We start from the raw sequence: 13,985 nt of genomic DNA on the forward strand, positions 1-13,985 counted from the left end.
CCCTCAATATTACCCGGGTAATATCATGCCAACCATCGGAAAGGATCACGGATATGGACATGCAAGCGCACACGTACACGGCCTTCGGGGACACGCGCCTCGTCGCCACGGGCCCCATCGAGGAGGTGGCCCTCAGGACCAAGGAATGGCTCGAGCAGGGCGGGGTACCGGTGCTCATCTTCGAGGACAAGACCGGCCAGCAGCTCGATCTCGACCTCCGGGGCACCCACGACGAGGCCCTGGCGCGCCTTCGGTCGCACCCCTGGCTCCAGCAAGAGCAAGAAGAGAAGCGCACCGGTCCCGGGCGCCCCAAGCTCGGCGTCGTGTCGCGCGAGGTCTCGCTCTTGCCCCGGCACTGGGACTGGCTGAACGAGCAGCCGGGCGGCGCCTCGGTGACGCTTCGCAAGCTGGTCGAGGAGAAGATGAAGCAGAGCCAGGGCAAGGATCGCGCCCGCAAGTCCCGCGATGCCGCCTCCAAGTTCATGTGGGTGGTGGGCGGCAATCTCCCCGATTTCGAGGAGGCCTCGCGCGCCTTCTCCCGCAAGGAATACGAGCGCTTCGACCGGCTGATCGAGGCCTGGGCGCCCGACGTCCGGGCGCACATGCGAAAGCTCGTGGCAACGGCCATTCAAGACGAGCAGGAGGCGGCAAATGAGTCTTAAGGAAGAACTCAAGGCCGATTACCGGCAGAACTGGCACCGGCTCAGGAAGATGGGCGTTTACCAGATCAAGAACCAGGTCAACGGCAAGGTCTTCATCGAGGCGAGCCTCAACCTCGACGGCGCGATCGCACGCGATCGCCTGTGGCTGCCCCGGGGCGGTCACCTCAACCACAAGCTCCAGCAGGACTGGAAAACGTTCGGGCCAGACGCCTTCACCTTCGAGATCCTCGAGACCCTGACGCCGACGGACGATCCGCGCGATTACGCGGGAGAGGTCGCGCTCTTGCTCGAGGTCTGGAAGGAGCAGCTCGAACCCTACGGCGACAAGGGTTACCTCTCGCCGCCGCGCCGCTGACCCCTCGATCCCACAGGAGACTCCCCATGCCAAAACCCGCCAAGAGCCCCGGCATGCTCTTCATCTTCATCACGGTGCTGCTGGACATCGTCGGGATGGGGATCCTCATCCCCATCACGCCCCAGCTCGTCGCCCAGTTCGTGGGCGGCGATCTCTCGGACGCCTCGCGCTTCTACGGGCCCTCGATCGCCCTCTACACCGCGATGCAGTTCATGTGCGCCCCCATGCTCGGCGCGCTGTCCGATCGCTTCGGGCGCAAGCCCATCTTGCTGCTGTCGCTCCTGGGCACGGCGCTCGCCTACCTGATGACGGCCTTCGCCCCCAACCTGTGGTGCCTGTACGCCGCCCGCATGCTGGGTGGCATGGCCGGCGCCAGCATGACGGTCGCCACCGCCTACATCGCGGACGTCAGCAGCCCCGAGAACCGGGCCCAGAACTTCGGGATGCTGGGGGCGGCCTTCGGGATCGGCTTCATCATCGGGCCGGCGCTCGGCGGGATGCTCGGGCACTTCAGCCTGCGGCTCCCCTTCCTCGTCTCGGCCGCGGTGTCGCTCATCAACTTCACCTACGGGCTCTTCGGCCTCCCCGAGTCCCACCGCCTCGAGAACCGCCGGGCCTTCACCTGGGCCAAGGCGAACCCGCTCTCCTTCGTCCCCATGCTCCGGAAGTACCCCCAGATCATGGGGGTGGTGGCGACCTTCATCCTGGTGGGGCTGGCGCAACAGTGCCAGCAGAGCAACTGGGTGCTGTACACCACCCTGCGCTTCAACTGGTCGCCGATCGAGACCGGGGCGTCGCTCGCGGTTGCGGGAATCTGCCTGGCCCTGGTCCAGGGCGGGCTGATCCGGGTGATCCTGCCCCGGCTCGGAGAAAAGCGGGCGATCCTGTACGGTCTTGCGCTCCTCGCGGTGTCGATGATGCTCTTCGGCTTCGCGACCCGGGGCTGGATGATGTACGCGGTCACGATAGTCTCCAGCGTGGCTGCGATCGCGGGCCCCGCGGCCCAGGCCATCATCTCGCGCCAGGTCGGCCCCGAGGAGCAGGGCGCCATCCAGGGCTCGCTGACCAGCCTCATGAGCCTGACGGGCGTCGTCGGCCCCATCGTTGCCAACCAGCTGTTCGCCACCTTCACCGCCGCCGCGGCCCCCATCCGGGTGCCGGGAGTCGCCTTCTTCCTCGCGGCGCTGCTCGTCGGGCTGAGCCTCGTGAACATGATCCGGTACTTCTCGAAGCAGCCGCAGGCGGCCGTGGCGCCGCAGCCCGCCCAGGTCTAAGCTCTGCCTGAAACCTCCCCGCCCCCCGGTGGGGCGGGGTCGGGGGTGGGGGGTTCTAACCGCTCCGAGTCTCCAGGCGAGGGCATGAGGAACTTGATTTTATCCCCCCACCCCTCACATCCAACAAAACCGGGCATGTGTTGTGGTGGCCGCTGTAAGCGGCTTGATGGAACAGTTTCGTTAGACGTTCCCCCTAGCCCCGCCCCACCGGGGGGCGGGGAATCAAGCGGATGCCAATCTCAATTCGAGTCTGCTTGGCGGGCTACAGCAGGAAGAGCCCGCCGACCACGACCAGCGCGGCGCCCACGATCTGCTTGGCGCTGAGGGTCTCCTTGAGGCCGAACACCCCGAACAGCATCGTCACGACCGGCGCCGCGCTGAACAGGAAGGGAAAGACCCGCGAGACGTCGGCGCGCTGCAAGAGCAGGTAGTAGCAGTACTGCGCGAGCAGCATCGAGGTGATCCCGCTCGCCAAAAACAGGCCTATGGCGAGCGGCGACATCTCCCGGACCATGCGGGCGCCCTTGCCGATGGTGAGCGCGAGCGGCAAGGCGATCGCCGAGACCCCAAGCGTTCGGATGGCGATCCCGACCAGGGGCGAGGCCGAGAAGTGCGAAAGGGCCAGCTTGTCGAAGATGGGAATGAGCCCCCAGAGGAAGATGGTGACGAGGGTCAACAGGATCGTCTGAAGGCTCATGAATATTGGCTCCTGGGTTAGGCTACTTCTTCGAAGCGGGCTTCATCTCGGTCTTCTCGAGATTCATCTTGCACTTCGGGCAACGGCCGGGCTTGTCCGAGACCACGTCGGGGTCCATGGGACAAGTATAGACCACCACCTTGCCCGCAACCTGCTTGCCGTGCTGATGGGAGTGCGCCGCCGGCTTGCCCTGAGGTGCCGGGGCCGCCCAGCCGGGAGCGCTCGTGAGCAGGATCGCCCCGGCGAGCACGCTCAGGGTCAACAGGTTACGCTTGAAGGTCATGGATGGGGTTCCTTTCGTCAAAAGGGCGCGAAGGTCAGTGCTCCAGGCCGGACGGGACGAGCGTCCCGCGCTTGAGCTGCCGGGTCTTCCAGAGGGTGAAGAGGACGGGGATCACGATCAGGACGAGCACCGTGGAGGTGAAGAGCCCGCCGATCATGGGAGCCGTGATCGGCCTCATCAGGTCAGATCCGGTTCCCTGACTCCACATGATAGGCATCAGGCCGATGAAGTCCACTGCCACCGTCATCAGCTTCGGTCTCAGACGGAAAACAGCCCCCTCCATCGTCGCCGTTTCGATGTCGGCCGGGGTGATGGCGCCCCCCAAAAGCATCCGGTCAAGGGCCTCGTTCAGGTACACGAGCATGACCACGCCCGTCTCGACGGCGACCCCCGCCAGCGCGATGTAGCCGACCCAGACGGCGACGCTGAAGTTGTAGCCGAGCACCTTCTGGAGCACGAGCCCCCCGATCAGGGCGAAGGGGATGGAGAGCACGACCATCGCCGACGAGGCCAGCGACCGGAAGGTCAGGTACAGGAAGAACAGGATGACCGCGAGCACGATCGGCACCAGGACGCGCAGCCGCGCGGCCGCCCGGCTCTGGTTCTCGTACTGGCCGCTCCAGGAGAGATAGGTCCCCTTCGGCAGCTCGAGGTCGCTAGAAAGGCGCGCCTTCGCCTCATCGACGAAGCTGCCCATGTCCCGGCCTCGGACGTTCAGGAACACGATCGAGCGCAGAAGACCGTTCTCGCTGTTGATCATCGGAGCACCCGTCGTCAAGCGCACGTCGGCGAGCTGGGAGAGGGGGATCTGGGCGCCCGTGGGCGTGGGCACCAGGATGCTTCCGAGGGACTCGGGGTCCCCCCTCAGCTCCCGGGCGTAGCGGACCCGCACGGGGAAGCGCTCGCGGCCCTCGACGGAGGTGGTGAGGTTCATCCCGCCGATGGCCGTCTCGATGACGTCCTGGACGTTCTCCACCATCAGGCCGTAGCGGGCGATCGCCTCCCGGTTCGGGGTGATGTCCACGAACCGGCCGCCGATGACCCGCTCGGCGAAGACGTCCTGGGCCCCCGGGATCCCCTTCAGGATGCCCTCGGCCTTGACCGCCAGGTGCTCCAGCTCGCGCAGGTCCGAGCCGTAGATCTTCAGGCCGAGATCCGTCCGGACGCCCGTGGCCAGCATGTTGATCCGGTTGATGATGGGCTGGGTCCAGCCGTTGCTGACGCCCGGGATCGAGAGCTTATGGTTCATCTCGGCGATCAGGTCGTCCTTGGGCTTGCGCGGGTCGGGCCACTCCGAGCGCGGCTTGAGGTTGATGATCGTCTCGATCATGCTGACCGGCGCCGGATCGGTGGATGTCTCGGCGCGTCCCACCTTGCCGAGCACCGACTCCACCTCGGGGAAGGCGCGCAGGATCTTGTCCTGGACCTGCAGGATGCGCTTGGCCTCGGTGATGTTCACGTCGGGCAGGGTGGTCGGCATGAAGAGCAGGCTCCCCTCGTCGAGCGGGGGCATGAACTCGTTTCCGATGCTCATGGCGAGCGGCACGCTCAAAACGACGCTCGCCACGGCCAGACCCACGGTCATCTTCTTGAAGCGAAGGGCCGTCGTGAGCACGGGCTTGTAGAGCCGGATGAAGAAGCGCGAGACGGGGTTCTCCTCCTCGGGCCGCACCCGGCCGCGCAAGAGGAAGCTCATGAGCACCGGGACGACGGTGATGGCGATGACGGCCGCCCCCGCGATCGCGAAGCTCTTGGTGAAGGCCAGGGGATGGAACATCTTCCCCTCCTGCCCCTCGAGCATGAAGACCGGCGTGAAGGAGAGCAGCACGATGAGCAGCGAGAAGAAGATGGGTCGCCCCACCTGCTTGGCCGAGACGATCACGGTCTCGAGGTAGTCCGGCTCCTCACCCGCCTCCCGCTGCTCGGCCAGGTGGCGGTACGCGTTCTCGACCATGACGATGGCGGCGTCCACCAGCACGCCCACGGCGATCGCGACCCCGCCCAGGCTCATGATGTTGCTGGTGATGCCGAACTGGCGCATCAGGATGAAGCTCACCAGCACCGCGACGGGCACCGAGAGGACGATGATGAGCGCCGAGCGGATGTGGAAGAGGAAGGCCAGCACCACGAGGCTGACGATGACCGCCTCCTCGACCAGCGCCTCCTTGAGGGTGTCGACGGCGCGCTCGATGAGATCCGAGCGGTCGTAGGCCGCATGGACGCTCACGCCCGCGGGCAGGCCCTTCTCGAGCTCGACGAGCTTCGCCTTGACCCGGTCGATGACCGCCTTGGCGTTCTCGCCGTGGCGCATCACGACGATGCCGCCGACGACCTCGCCATCGCCGTTCTTGTCGAGGACCCCGCGCCGCGTCTCGGCGCCAAGCTGGACGCTCCCCACGTTGGCGATCGTCACCGGGATGCCGCCCGGAGCGGTCTTGACGACGATCTTCTCGAGGTCGGAAGCGCTCTGGATGTAGCCCCGGCCCCGGACCGAGTACTCGGCCGCGTTCTGCTCGACCAGGCCGCCGCCCACCTCGTTGTTGCTCATCCGGACGGCATCCGCCACTTCCTTCAGGCTGACGCCGTAGGTGAAGAGCTTGGCCGGATCGACCTCGATCTGGTACTGGCGGACGAAGCCCCCGATGGAGGCCACCTCGGCGACGCCCGGCACGCTCTGGAGCTGGAGGCGCAGGTACCAGTCCTGGATGGCGCGCAGGCGGCCGAGATCGAGGCCCTTGCCCTCGACGGTGTACCAGTAGACGTGGCCCACCCCGGTCCCGTCGGGACCGAGCGCCGGGGTCACCCCGGCGGGGAGGTTGCCCGACACCGAGGCCAGGCGCTCCAGGATGCGGGTCCGCGCGAAGTAGAGGTCCGTCTTGTCGTCGAAGATCACGTAGATCATCGAGAAGCCGAAAGCCGAGCTGGCCCTTACCGCCTTGACGTCGGGCAGCCCCTGGAGGCTCGCCGAGAGCGGGTAGGTGATCTGGTCCTCGATGACCTGCGGGCTGCGCCCCGGCCACTCGGTGAAGACGATGACCTGGTTCTCGGACAGGTCCGGGATCGCATCCAGCGGGGTCCGGGTGATGGACCAGGTGCCCCAGCCGATCAGGCCGACCAGCGCGATGATGACGATGAAGCGGTTGCGAACCGACCATTCAATGATGCGCTCGATCATCGGTGGGCTCCCTGGTGCGCATCCGCAGCGCCCATTCCGGCCTGGATCTGGCTGTCCGCGTCGAGTAAGAAGCCGCCCGACGTCGCGACCTTCTCACCCTTCGAGAGGCCCGAGAGCACGGGGTAGTGGTCCCCCGCCTTCTGGCCGAGGGACACCTCGCGGGGCCTGAAGACCCCCGGGGCCGTCTCGACGTAGACGAGCTTGCGGCGGCCGGTGTCGATGACCGCGGAGGCTGCGACCGCGAGCGGCTGGGCTCCGAGCGCGGGGGCCTTGAAGGTCGTCGCGACGAACATGTCGGGCTTGAGCCTGCCGTCCTGGTTGGCGAGATCCACCCGGATCCTCACCGTCCGGGATTCCGGGTTGAGGAAGGGATAGATGAACGAGACCCGCCCCACGAAGGTCTTGCCGGGATGGGCGGGGGTGGTGATCTCGGCGCGCTGGCCGACCTTCACGTCCTTCATCTGGGCCTCGAACACGTCGGCCTCGGCCCAGACGCGCGAGAGATCGGCGATCTCGTAGAGGACGTCGCCGGTCTTCACGTACTGGCCCGGCTGCACCAGCTTCTTGAGCACCACCCCGGACGTGTTCGCGTTGATGGCCAGGGCGAGGGTCGGGGACTGCGTCCGCTCCAGCTGCTTGATCTGCGCCGGGGTGATGCCCCAGAGCTTGAGGCGCTGGCGCGAGGCCTCGACCAGGCTCTTGGCCCCCTCGGCGAGGTCGGGATAGGCGCTGCCCTTCATCTCGCGGTAGGAGCGCAGGGCCACCAGGTACTCCTGCATGGCCGCGACCGCCTCGGGGCTGTAGAGGGTGCCGATGGGCTGGCCCTTCGAGACGCGATCGCCGGTGGCATCGACGTACAGCCGCTCGATGCGGCCCTCGATCCACGCGGTGAGCTGCGAGAGGCGCGTCTCGTCGTAGGTGATCTTGCCGGGGGCCGACACCGCGCTCGAAAGCGAGCGAGGAGCGACCGCCTCGGTCTTCACGTTCGCCAGCACCTGCTGCTCGGGCGAGAGCACCACCTCCTGGAGCCCCTCGGGCGCCGGCGCGGCGTGCTGCTGGTCATGAGCCTGGGGGGCGGGCGCGGCCTTCACGGCCACCAGGTCCATGCCGCAGATCGGGCAGGATCCCGGCTTGTCCGATTTCACCTGGGGGTGCATGGGGCAGGTGTAGGTCTCTTCGCCGTGCGCGTGATCCGCATGCACGCTCGCGGAGCGCGATTGGAGCCAGGTGTAGCCCACCCCGGTGCCCGCGGCCAGGATGGCCGCCCCCAGGAGGGGGACCAGGATCCGGGTGGTCTTGTGTTGCCAGTCGAAGGTCATTGTCCTACTCCGTCACTTTGGGTTGCCGGGCGCCCAGCGGGGCACCGATGGTGGCTTCAAGCTTGGCGAGCGCCTGGTGGTGATCCGCCTTGGCCCGGGCCACGGCCGTCTGGACCTCGAATATCGCCAGCTGACTCTCCAGCACGGCGTTGAAGTCCAGCTTGTTGACCTGGTACGCGGCCAGGGAGGCCTTGAAAGCCTGCGTGGCCTGCGGCAAGACGCCCTGGTCGTAGAGTTGAAGCTGGCGCTCGATCTGGCGCAGCCTCGATCGAAGGTCGCTGACCTCGTAGCGCAGGCGATTGCGCTCCGCCTGGACCTGCGCGCTGGCCTCATTCAGGCCGGCCTCGACCTCGCGGATCCGGCCGTCGAAGCGGTTCGCCGAGAGCCATGGCAGGTTGATGCCGACCATGCCACCCAGGTAGACCATGTCGCCCGGCATGCTGCGGCCCGTCTCCAGGCCCACGTCGAAGTCGGGCACCCCCTTGTCCCGCTGCGCCAGCGCGAGCTCCGAGCGCTGGACCTCGGTCTTGGCCAGCATCGCCTTGAGCGCGGGGCTTTGCGCCTCCGCCCGGGCAAGCAGGATCCCCGCGTCGGGCACCGGGGCGATCGCAGGAAAGTCCCTGGGCAGCTGGATCGCGGCGTCCACCGGGCGATTCGCGAGCGCGTTGATCCGGGCACGCCCGGCCTCCACCTGCTGCTCCAGCGAAAGACCGCGCTCCAGCACCTTCGAGAGCTCGAGCTGCGCGCGCAAGGGCTCCACCTGCAGGCCGGCCCCCACCGCGTACTTGGCGTCGGCGATCTTGCGGATGTTGCGGAGCTGCTCCAGGGATTGCCGGTAGATGGCAAGGGACCGATCCAGGTAGAGCTGCTCAAAGTAAGCCTGGCGCAAGTCGCTTTGAACGCTCAGGCGTGCCTGCCGGTACTGGGCCTCGGCCATCTCGGCCTCGCGTCGCGCGACCTCGACCACAAGCTCCCGCTTGCCCCCACCCGGGAACATCTGGGACAGCGCGATCTTCGGCCCTCCCAGGCTGGCGAAGTCCATGATCGAGGCCGAAACCTTCGGCGCCTCCAGGTCGCCCGCGTAGCCCGCCCTGGCCCGGACGGTCTCCCAGCGCAGCCGCGCCGCGGCCACTTCCGGGTTGTTCCGCTCGGCTTGATCCAGGAGCTCGGCCAGGGTTGCGCTCTCGGCCGCGAGCGCCGCCGGAGCGATCGCCACGAGGCACAGGCAAGCTGCCAGCACAACGCGGAATCGAGACAGGACCGAGCATCGAAGGGAGTCACGCATGAGGGAGGTCCTTCCAGAGGAGGTGAACTACTAAGTTGATTAGTACACCCGAAAGGGGCACGAGCGCAAGCCCTTTCCGAAATCGTTCGCCGTCATCCTAAACCTTCCCGTCAGGTGGAGGGTCAACCCTTCAGGGGTCATCGTGGGGTTTGACCTGGAGCGAATCAGGGCAGTAGACTACTGTCTACGAAGCCGCTTCATACGTACCCGCATCGGAGAGAAGGATTACCCCTCCCTCGCCCGCAGGAGCGACCATGACCCACGAACCCGAAGGCGGTGCCTTTCACCCCGGACGCCCGGGCCTCAAGAAGCTCCTCGGCGAGCTCGAGGCCGACATCATGCAGGTCGTCTGGGCTCGCCCCGACGCCGCGATCACGGTTCGCGAGGTGTACGAGGTGCTGGGGGAGACCCGGAAGATCGCCTACACCACCGTGATGACGGTCATGGGCAACCTCGCCAAGAAGGGGCTGCTCGCCGTCGAGCAGACCGGCAAGGCGTACGCCTACCGCGCGACCCAGACCTACGAGCGCTTCACCGAGGCGGCGGTCACCCGCATCGTGGACGAGCTGCTCAAGGACTTCACCGACCCTGCCATCGCGTGCTTCACGCGCGCCATCGGCCACAAGCAGCCATGACGGCGGCGGTCTCGCCTCGCCGGATCCTGCTGGCCGAGGGCAGCGCGGCGCTCGCCGCCCTCGGCTTGCCCGTCTCCCTCTTGCTCGCCACCGGCCTGGGGGTCGGCATGATGGCGTACGCGGGCTGCCAGCACACCTCCCCGACCCTCGGGATCGCGGGGAGCGCCGTGGCCCTGGCCTCGGCCGGCGGGCTCTGCTCGAGCCTCGTCGGGAATCTGCTCAGGGCCCGCCGCTCCCGCAGGCTCGCCGACCAGGCCTCCGTCGAGGTGGACGACCCGGAGCGCCTCGCGGTGATCGAGCGCCTGGCACGAAGGCTGGGCGTGAGCGTCCCCTCGCTGCGGGCCGTCGTCCTGGATTCCCCGCTGGCCTTCAGCGTGCTGGACAATCCCCCGAGCATCGTCGTCTCGACCTGGACCTTCGACCGGCTCGACGACCGGGAGTGGGAAGCGCTCGTCGCCCACGAGCTGGCCCACACGCGGCGCGGGGATCGGCTGTACCGCTGGTTCGGCTCGCTGTTCTGGCGCGCCGTCAAGGGGGTCCCCGGCGCCCACGGCGCCTGGCAGCAGCTCGACAGCGCGATGGAGGAAGCGGCGGATCGATCCGCCGGCGAGGTCCTCGGCACCGACGAGGCCCTGCGCTCCGCTCGGCAGAAGTTCCTCGACGCCGGGCCCCAGGCCCCCGAGCCTGCGCTCGCCAAGGCGCTCGCCCCGCCCACGATGCCCATGCAGCTCGCGATCGCGGGGCTGGGCCTGGTCGCGGCGCTGCCGCTCATTCCCTTCGTCGCCGTGCCCCTCTGCATGCGGCTCTGCTCCCCCTGATCCTTCCTCCCCTTCCGAAAGGTTGGCGAGATCGATCCTGGTCCCGGCAGCAGCGATCGCTGATGCTGATCAGGCGACACCCCATGACGAGGGAGGAAGGCATGGACCACGAAGCTGCCACCACGCGCCGCGGGTTCTTTCGCCTGGCGAGCGCCTTTGGCGCCGGGCTCGCCCTGTCCGCCTGCCTGCCGACGGATCGCGTCGGCGGCGCGAAGGCCCTGGCTGCGAGCGAGCCCACCGTGAAGGCGGATGTCGAGGAGGTCCTCCCGGTCGAGGACCTCATGCGCGAGCACGGCGTCCTGCGCCGGATCCTGCTCATCTACCGCGAGGCCGAGCAGCGCCTGCTCGGCAGCCAGGACGTCGACCCCAAGCTGCTCTCGGGTGCCGCCGAGCTCGTCAAGCGCTTCATCGAGGACTACCACGAGAAGCTGGAGGAGGATCACCTGTTCCCGCACTTCGAGCGTGCCGGCAAGCACGTCGATCTGGTGAAGGTCCTCAGGCAGCAGCACGAGGGCGGGCGCCGCCTGACCGCGGAGATCCTCGCCCAGGCCGAGCGCGCGGGACGTCTGGCGGAGGCGCGCCGCGCGCTGGCCGACGCCTTGCATGCGTTCGTTCGCATGTACGAGCCCCACGCCGCCCGGGAGGACACCGTCCTCTTCCCCGCCTTCCGCAGCGTCGTGACCCCCAAGGAGTACGACCGGTACGGCGACCTCTTCGAGGACAAGGAGAAATCGCTCTTCGGCACGAACGGCTTCGAGAACGTGGTCGCTCGCGTGGCGGACATGGAGAAGGCGCTGGGGCTCTACGAGCTCGCGCAGTTCACCCCGCGATGAGCTTCGACCTCTGGATCCTGCTCGCCTCGGTGGTGGCGGGGGCCGTCGCGGCCGTCTCGGGCTTCGGGATCGGCAGCATGCTCACCCCCCTGCTGGCCCTCCAGATGGACACCAAGCTGGCGGTCGCCGCGGTCTCGATCCCGCACGCCGCGGCGACCGCCTACCGCTTCTGGATCCTGCGCGCGCACCTGGACCGCCGCGTGCTCGCGGGCTTCGGCGCGAGCAGCGCCGCCGGCGGCCTCACGGGGGCGCTGCTCCACGCCTACGCGCCGGGGCAGGCGCTCACGCTGGTCTTCGGCGGCCTGCTCGTGTTCGTGGGGCTGAGCGGCCTGAGCGGGCTCGCCGAGCGCCTTGCCTTCCGGGGGCCCTGGGCCTGGGGGGCCGGGGCCCTCTCCGGCCTGCTCGGAGGCCTGGTCGGAAACCAGGGGGGCATCCGTTCAGCAGCCCTGCTGGGGTTCGACGTGCCCAAGGAGGCGTTCGTCGCCACCGCGACCGCCGTCGGGCTCCTGGTGGACGGGGCGCGCTTGCCCGTTTACCTCGTCACCCAGGGCGATCAGCTCGCCGGCCAGTGGCCCAGCATCGCGATCGCCACCGCGGGGGCGCTCGTGGGGACCTGCGTGGGCAACCGGGTGCTGAGGCGGATCCCCGAGGCCGTGTACCGGCCCCTGGTGTCGGGGGTCGTCCTCGTGCTCGGCCTCTACATGCTCGCGCGGGGCCTGCTTTGATCCGATCGTCCCGCTCTGAGGCCGACGTCAGTCGGCATGCTCGCGTAGGGGCAGCGTGAACCAGAAGGTACTGCCCTTGCCCAGCCCTTCGCTGCGCGCCCCGATCCGGCCTCCGTGGGCCTCCACGATGGCCTTGCAGATGCTCAGCCCCAGGCCGCTCCCGCCCGCGCTGCGGGTCATGCTCATGTCCAGCTGCATGAAGCGCCGGAAGAGCTTGGACAGGTCTTCGGCGGCGATGCCGATTCCCGTGTCGCTCACCTCGGTGACCAGCTCGGTGCCGTTCAGGTAGGCCCGGACAGCGATTTCACCGCCCGGGGCCGTGAACTTGCTGGCGTTCTCGACCAGGTTAGTCAGCACCTGGACGATCCGCTGACCGTCAATCTCGATCTCCCCCGGGACGGCGACGTCGCACGCGATGCGCTGCCCCTTCTCCTTGAGGATCGGTTCCAGGGTGTTGAGCACCTGGCTCACGATGGGCATGTAAAGCGTGGGCGCCGGGCTCAGGGTGAACGAGCCTGCCACGATCCGGCTCACGTCGAGCAGGTTGTTGATCAGCACGAGCATCCGGTCGGCCCCGCTCATGATCTTGCCGAGGTAGGCACGCTGCTCGGAGGTAAGAGGACCGGCGGTCTCGTCCTCGATGATGCTGGCGAAGCCCGTGATGAGGTTCAGGGGGGTTCGCAGCTCGTGGCTGATGACCGACAGGAACTCGTCCTTCATGCGGTCGGTCTCCTCCAGCACCTTGAGCCTCCCCTGGATCTCCTCGATGATCTTGCGCTGGGTGAGATCCCGGATGATCCGGGCGAATCCGACGTGCCGCCCCCGCTCGTCGAACATGGCGGTCGTCGTGACGTTGGCCAAGTAGCGCGTGCCGTCCTTCCGGACGCGCCACCCCTCTTCCTCGGCATTTCCCCTGCTCAACGCCTCCTCGAGCACCCGTCTCGGCCTGCCCGCCTGGACGTCCTCGGGCGTGAACAGGATGTCGACGGGCTGCCCGAGGACCTCGGCCTCGTGGTAGCCGGTCGTCTTCGTCGCCCCCTCGTTCCAGGTGACGATGCGGCCGTCGGGGCCGATCATGAAGATCGCGTACTCCTTGACGCTCTTGACCATCAGCTCGAACTCGCGCCGTTGCAGGCGCCGCAGCCGCTCGATCTCTTGCTCGGCGCGCTTGCGCTCGGTGATGTCCCGGACGACCGCCATGACGTGGCCGCTGCCGGTGCTGAGGGGGCTCAGGCTCACCTCGATGGGAAGCTCGCTCCCGTCCTTGCGGCGGGCGCGGAGCTCGAGGCCGATCCCCATGGGGCGCATGCGGGCGTGCTCGGCGTAGTGCGTGCGGTCGGTGACGTGCTGCGTCCGGTATCGATCGGGGACCAGCAGCTCGATCCTACGTCCGATCAGCTCGTCCTGCCGGTAGCCGAAGGTGCGCTCGGCCTCGGGGTTGACCAGGACGATCACGCCGCGCGGGTCCACCAGGACGATCGAGTCGGGCGAGGCCTCGAGGATGCCTCGAAAGAGCGTCTCGCGCTCACGCAGCGAGTCGCTCAGCGCGACCTCTGCTTGCTTTTTGGCGGTGATGTCGTTGCAGATGACGGCTATCTCGTAGGGGGTCCCTGCTTCGTCCCGGCGCAAGATCCATCGGCTGGCGACGTCCATCGCGGAGCCGTCGCGCCTGAAGTGGAGCAGCTCCCCTTCCCACTGGCCCGTCCGGTGCAGGGCGCTCATGACCTCCTCGAACGAGCTCGGGAAGCGCGTCCTCAGCAGGTGGTGGGCGACCTGCCCGATCACCTCGGCGCTCGACCAGCCGTAAAGCAGCTCGGCCCCACGGTTCCAGAAGGTGATCCGGTTGCTCAGGTCGCGGACCGTCACGGCGTCGTGGATGACGTCGAGCAGCTCCGCACGGCGTCTCAACTGGTCATGAGCGGCC

The 13,985-nt window shown here is 67.9% G+C and carries 13 protein-coding genes; 7 read left to right on the forward strand and 6 right to left on the reverse strand.

Going from position 1 to position 13,985, the window contains the following annotated elements; all coding sequences use genetic code 11:
* The first annotated feature begins 59 nt into the window (after positions 1 to 59).
* The 3 genes from V6D00_12240 to V6D00_12250 are packed head-to-tail and all read left to right on the forward strand — an operon-like array spanning position 60 to position 2,291.
* Positions 60 to 662 (forward strand): DUF2239 family protein, encoded by a 603-nt coding sequence (locus V6D00_12240; protein HEY9899944.1) that lies wholly within the window; start codon positions 60 to 62, stop codon positions 660 to 662.
* Positions 652 to 1,017, forward strand: a complete 366-nt coding sequence (locus V6D00_12245; GenBank protein ID HEY9899945.1) for a GIY-YIG nuclease family protein — start codon at positions 652 to 654, stop codon at positions 1,015 to 1,017. The genes V6D00_12240 and V6D00_12245 overlap by 11 nt, the downstream gene beginning before the upstream one ends.
* A gap of 26 nt (positions 1,018 to 1,043) precedes the next feature.
* Positions 1,044 to 2,291, forward strand: coding sequence for a TCR/Tet family MFS transporter (locus tag V6D00_12250; GenBank protein HEY9899946.1), 1,248 nt, complete (start codon positions 1,044 to 1,046; stop codon positions 2,289 to 2,291).
* A gap of 262 nt (positions 2,292 to 2,553) precedes the next feature.
* Here V6D00_12250 and V6D00_12255 read toward each other — a convergent pair whose 3' ends face one another.
* Genes V6D00_12255 through V6D00_12275 form a run of 5 tightly spaced genes read right to left on the reverse strand, consistent with a single transcriptional unit; the run spans position 2,554 to position 8,981 of the window.
* Positions 2,554 to 2,988, reverse strand: a complete 435-nt coding sequence (locus V6D00_12255) for an EamA family transporter (GenBank protein ID HEY9899947.1) — start codon at positions 2,986 to 2,988, stop codon at positions 2,554 to 2,556.
* Between the two features lie 22 nt (positions 2,989 to 3,010).
* On the reverse strand, positions 3,011 to 3,271 hold the full coding sequence (locus V6D00_12260; protein HEY9899948.1) for a heavy metal-binding domain-containing protein: 261 nt from the start codon (positions 3,269 to 3,271) through the stop codon (positions 3,011 to 3,013).
* A gap of 34 nt (positions 3,272 to 3,305) precedes the next feature.
* Positions 3,306 to 6,446 carry a CusA/CzcA family heavy metal efflux RND transporter gene (locus V6D00_12265; GenBank protein ID HEY9899949.1) on the reverse strand — a complete coding sequence of 1,047 codons (3,141 nt, stop codon included), beginning with the start codon at positions 6,444 to 6,446 and terminating at the stop codon, positions 3,306 to 3,308.
* The gene (locus V6D00_12270) at positions 6,443 to 7,765 is read right to left on the reverse strand and encodes an efflux RND transporter periplasmic adaptor subunit (protein ID HEY9899950.1); all 1,323 of its coding nucleotides are present in this window, start codon (positions 7,763 to 7,765) and stop codon (positions 6,443 to 6,445) included. Before V6D00_12270 ends, V6D00_12265 begins: the two co-directional genes overlap by 4 nt.
* 4 nt (positions 7,766 to 7,769) lie before the next feature.
* Positions 7,770 to 8,981, reverse strand: a complete 1,212-nt coding sequence (locus V6D00_12275) for a TolC family protein (GenBank protein HEY9899951.1) — start codon at positions 8,979 to 8,981, stop codon at positions 7,770 to 7,772.
* Positions 8,982 to 9,304: 323 nt separating this feature from the next.
* On the opposite strand from V6D00_12275, the gene V6D00_12280 reads away from it, so the two are divergent.
* The 4 genes from V6D00_12280 to V6D00_12295 all read left to right on the forward strand — a co-directional run bounded on the left by V6D00_12280 (position 9,305) and on the right by V6D00_12295 (position 12,061).
* Entirely contained in the window at positions 9,305 to 9,685 is a 381-nt protein-coding gene (locus V6D00_12280) for a BlaI/MecI/CopY family transcriptional regulator (GenBank protein HEY9899952.1), read from the forward strand.
* Positions 9,682 to 10,503 carry a M56 family metallopeptidase gene (locus V6D00_12285; protein ID HEY9899953.1) on the forward strand — a complete coding sequence of 274 codons (822 nt, stop codon included), beginning with the start codon at positions 9,682 to 9,684 and terminating at the stop codon, positions 10,501 to 10,503. The genes V6D00_12280 and V6D00_12285 overlap by 4 nt, the downstream gene beginning before the upstream one ends.
* Positions 10,504 to 10,604: 101 nt before the next feature.
* Positions 10,605 to 11,336: a hemerythrin domain-containing protein gene (locus V6D00_12290; protein HEY9899954.1), complete on the forward strand. Its 732-nt coding sequence runs from the start codon at positions 10,605 to 10,607 to the stop codon at positions 11,334 to 11,336.
* The gene (locus tag V6D00_12295; protein HEY9899955.1) at positions 11,333 to 12,061 is read left to right on the forward strand and encodes a sulfite exporter TauE/SafE family protein; all 729 of its coding nucleotides are present in this window, start codon (positions 11,333 to 11,335) and stop codon (positions 12,059 to 12,061) included. Before V6D00_12290 ends, V6D00_12295 begins: the two co-directional genes overlap by 4 nt.
* 27 nt (positions 12,062 to 12,088) lie before the next feature.
* Here the strand turns inward: V6D00_12295 and V6D00_12300 are convergent, their stop codons facing one another.
* Entirely contained in the window at positions 12,089 to 13,969 is a 1,881-nt protein-coding gene (locus tag V6D00_12300) for a PAS domain S-box protein (protein ID HEY9899956.1), read from the reverse strand.
* Positions 13,970 to 13,985: the final 16 nt, after the last annotated feature.

The sequence above is a fragment of the Pantanalinema sp. genome, from assembly GCA_036704125.1.
In the GTDB taxonomy this organism is placed as follows: domain Bacteria; phylum Cyanobacteriota; class Sericytochromatia; order S15B-MN24; family UBA4093; genus JAGIBK01.